Below are 3,755 nucleotides of genomic sequence, written 5' to 3'. Positions count from 1 at the left end.
CGCCGCCCGGCTGGGCCAGGCCGCCGGCCTGGGCTGGCGGCTGCGCGGCCGCTACCGCAGTGGCCACTGGGTGCGGCGCGCGATCGGCAACGACAAGCTCGAAGCCGTCGTGATCAGCGATGGCCACAGCGAGCAGCAGCTGGCCTGCGACGAGTTGGGCGTCGGCTTCGGCCTGCTGCCCAATACCGAGCTGGCCGAGCTGCTGGGCTGCCGCCTTGAGGACGGCGCCATCGCGGTCGATGCGCAGCTGCAGACTTCACTGCCCCAGGTCTGGGCGGCTGGCGAGTGCACCGGCATCGGCGGGGCCGACAAGGCCCAGGTCGAGGGCGAGCTGGCTGCGCTGCAGATGCTGGGCCAGGACGTTCAGCCCCTGCAGGCGGCCCACCGCCAGGCCCAGCGCTTCACGCGGCGCCTGGCCCGCAGCTTTGCCTTGCGGCCCGAGCTGCTGCAGCTGGCCGAGGCCAAGACCCTGATCTGCCGCTGCGAGGACGTCAGCCTGGGTGCGCTGAAGGCGCAGCGCGGCTGGCGCGATGCCAAGCTGCAGACCCGCTGCGGCATGGGGGCCTGCCAGGGCCGTGTCTGTGGTCCTATCACCCAGCAGCTATTGGGCTGGGACGCACGCGGCCAGCGCGCGCCGCTGCAGCCGGCACCGATCGCGCTGTTCCTGCCGGACAAGACTTGACCCTGCTCCGGGGATCGCCGATGCTGGCCGCATGACCCGACCCCGCGCCATGCTCGCCCTGTTGCTACTTCTCCTCGGCTTCGCGGCCTCGGCCCAGGAGCCGCTGCGCATAGGCTCCAAGCGCTTCACCGAGGCTTACATCCTGGCCGAAGTGCTGGCCCAGACGGCCCGGCCGCATGCGAGCGTCGAGCTCAAGTCAGGGCTGGGCAACACCGCCATCGTCTATGCCGCGCTGCGCGCCGGCAGCATCGATCTCTATCCCGAGTATGTCGGCACGATAGACCAGGAGATCCTGAAGAACCAGAAACCCTCGGCCTCGCTGGCGGCGATGAATGCGCAGCTCAAGCCGCTGGGCCTGGGCGTGGCCGTGCCACTGGGCTTCAACAACGGCTATGCGCTGGCGATGAAGGCCGAGACCGCGCGCCGCCTGGGCATCGCCACACTGTCCGATCTGGCCGCGCATCCGAGCTTGCGCCTGGGCCTGAGCAATGAGTTCATCGGCCGCGCCGACGGCTGGCGCGGTCTGGCGCAGCGCTATGGCCTGGCACAACAACCCAGCGGCCTGGACCATGGCCTGGCCTATGACGCGGTGACGGCCGGCCAGATCGATGTGATCGACATCTACACGACCGACGCCAAGATAACCCACCTCGGTCTGACCGTGCTGGCCGATGACGCCGGCTACTTCCCGCGCTACGACGCGCTGCTGCTGTACCGGCTCGATGTGCCGCAGCGCTTCCCGGCCGCCTGGGCCGCGCTGCAGCGCCTGGGCGGCAGCATCAATGAGAAGACCATGATCGCGCTGAATGCCAAGGCCGAGCTGCAGGGCCAGGGCTTCGAGGCGATTGCCCGCGAGCACCTGGCCGGCGGCGCGAGCGACACGGTCCAGGCCGCGGGCTTCTGGGCCAAGCTCTTCGGCCCCGACCTGGCCCGGCTGACCGGGCAACACCTGACCCTGGTGCTGGCCTCGGTTGCGCTGGCGGTGCTGATCGGTGTGCCGCTGGCGATCGCGGTGGCGCCGCATGCCGGGCCGCGCGCCCTGGTGCTGGGCGCCAGCGGTCTGCTGCAGACCATCCCCTCGCTGGCCCTGCTGGCGGTGCTGATCTCCTGGGTCGACCGCATCGGCGCGCTGCCGGCCCTGCTGGCGCTGACGCTTTATGCGCTGCTGCCCATCATGCGCAACACCTGCGTGGGGCTGGCCGAGGTGCCGCAAGGCCTGCGCCTGGCCGGCACCGCCTTGGGCTTCACCACGCTGCAGCGCCTGCGCCTGATCGAGCTGCCGCTGGCGCTGCCGACCCTGGTGGCCGGTGTGCGCACCGCCACCAGCATCGCGGTCGGCACCGCGACGATTGCCGCCTTCATCGGCGCCGGCGGCTATGGCGAGCGCATCGTCACCGGCCTGGCGCTGAACGACAAGGACCTGCTGCTGGCCGGCGCCCTGCCCTCGGCCGCGCTGGCCCTGTTGTTTGAGGCGCTGTTCGGTCTGGCGGCCCGCTGGATGCGGCGCCGCTGAGTGAATCAGCGCGCACGCCGCAGCCGCTGCAGCTGCCCGGCCACCATCTCGGCCATGGTCTCGGCCACCGCCTGCGGATCCAGGCCCGGCTGGTCGAACAGCAGCTCCTGGGCCGCATAGAGCGCATCGATCGCGAGCCGGAAGTTCAGCCGCACGCGCGCCGGCTCGGCCTGCGGGTGCGCGGCGATGAAGGCCGCCATCAGCATCTCGGTGACCTGGTCGTGCGAACCGTTGCGCACATGCTGCAGCGCCGGTACCGCACGCAGCGCCCGCGTGACCCAGACGCCGGCCGGTATCTGCTCGGTCAGCGCGATGGTCTGCAGGAATAGCGCGGCCACGCTGCGCGCGAACTTCGCCTCGGGCAAGGCCATCGTCGCCGGCGTGGCCCAGGGCTCCAGCAAGGCGTTCTGCGCCGCCATCAGCCGCAGGCCCAGCTCATGCAGCAGCGCGTACTTGTTCGGGAAGTACTGGTAGAGCGCCGGCGGCGAGATGCCGACGCGCTGGCACACCAGATTGGTCGACAGCCGCTCGATGCCCACCTCGCCCAGCAGCTCGGCGCAGGCCGCAAGGATGCGCTCATAGGTCTCGATCGCACGCGGCTGGGTCGGGGCTTTCTTCAGCGCCAGCTCGGGGGCGGCAGTTTTCGGGAGGCCGGTCATGCCGGCAGTCTAGGGCCGTCCCGCCCTCGGGATAGTCCGTAGAGCATCGCCCTAGCGAATAAATATAGTCATCGCTACATTCACTGCGTCACGATCGATGGCGACAGGAGACAAGCGATGAAGCACATCAGGCAGCAAAACCTGACCCCGCTGATGCTGGCCGCGCTGGGCCTGCTGGGCGGCCCCTCCGCGCGGGCCCAGGAGGCGGCCCAGCTCGAAGCGGTCGTCGTCTCCGGCCAGGGCCGCAGCCAGCAGCTGCAGTCGGTGCCGATCGCGATCCAGGTGCTGGGCGCGGACCAGGTGCGCAGGCTCGGTGCCAATCATCTGGGCGAGCTCAGCGCCCATGTGCCGGGGCTGGAGATCGATGCCAACCAGGCCACCCAGCCGCGCATGTCGCTGCGCGGCATCGGCAGCTCGGACTTCGGCATCGGCACCGATTCGCCGGTGGGCATCTATGTCGACGGCGTCTACACCGGCAAGACCGGCGGCGCGCTGCTGAACTTCAACGACCTCAAGCGCATCGAAGNGCGCGGCATCGGCAGCTCGGACTTCGGCATCGGCACCGATTCGCCGGTGGGCATCTATGTCGACGGCGTCTACACCGGCAAGACCGGCGGCGCGCTGCTGAACTTCAACGACCTCAAGCGCATCGAAGTGCTGAAGGGCCCGCAGGGCACGCTGTTCGGCCGCAACAGCGCCGGCGGTGCGATCTCCATCGTCAGCAATGAGCCCGAGTTCCGCCGCAGCGGCAGCGGCCGGCTGCGCCTGGGCGAGGACGGGCTGCGCCAGCTCGAGGCCCTGGTCAACCAGCCGCTCGGCGAGCGCCTGGCCCTGCGCGCCAGCCTGGTGTCGCAGCGCAGCGACGGCGATCTGCGCGATGCCGCCAGCGGCCAGCGCTACG

Annotated in this window: 4 protein-coding genes; 3 read left to right on the top strand and 1 reads right to left on the bottom strand. The window is 70.4% G+C overall.

Going from position 1 to position 3,755, the window contains the following annotated elements; translation table 11 throughout:
* Positions 1–682 (top strand): FAD-dependent oxidoreductase (locus tag PO768_RS28085; protein WP_272648685.1); only part of this gene is annotated, 682 nt, incomplete at its 5' end.
* Between the two features lie 31 nt (positions 683–713).
* Positions 714–2,195 carry a glycine betaine ABC transporter substrate-binding protein gene (locus tag PO768_RS28080; protein ID WP_272648684.1) on the top strand — a complete coding sequence of 494 codons (1,482 nt, stop codon included), beginning with the start codon at positions 714–716 and terminating at the stop codon, positions 2,193–2,195.
* A 5-nt stretch (positions 2,196–2,200) separates the two neighbouring features.
* On the opposite strand, the gene PO768_RS28075 is transcribed toward PO768_RS28080, so the two are convergent.
* Positions 2,201–2,854: a TetR/AcrR family transcriptional regulator gene (locus tag PO768_RS28075; protein ID WP_272648683.1), complete on the bottom strand. Its 654-nt coding sequence runs from the start codon at positions 2,852–2,854 to the stop codon at positions 2,201–2,203.
* 117 nt (positions 2,855–2,971) lie between these two features.
* Here PO768_RS28075 and PO768_RS28070 point away from each other — a divergent pair.
* Positions 2,972–3,755, top strand: a 784-nt coding sequence (locus PO768_RS28070) for a TonB-dependent receptor plug domain-containing protein (RefSeq protein ID WP_272648682.1), incomplete at its 3' end; no start/stop codon positions are given.

This window comes from Paucibacter sp. XJ19-41, assembly GCF_028462495.1.
Taxonomy (GTDB): domain Bacteria; phylum Pseudomonadota; class Gammaproteobacteria; order Burkholderiales; family Burkholderiaceae_C; genus Roseateles_E.
This window is presented reverse-complemented; position numbering and strand designations above follow the sequence as displayed.

Excerpts from the sequence above, each read along its gene's own strand:
- PO768_RS28075 (WP_272648683.1), bottom strand. The coding sequence starts at position 2,854 with ATGACCGGCCTCCCGAAAACTGCCGCCCCCGAGCTGGCGCTGAAGAAA.
- PO768_RS28080 (WP_272648684.1), top strand. The coding sequence starts at position 714 with ATGACCCGACCCCGCGCCATGCTCGCCCTGTTGCTACTTCTCCTCGGC.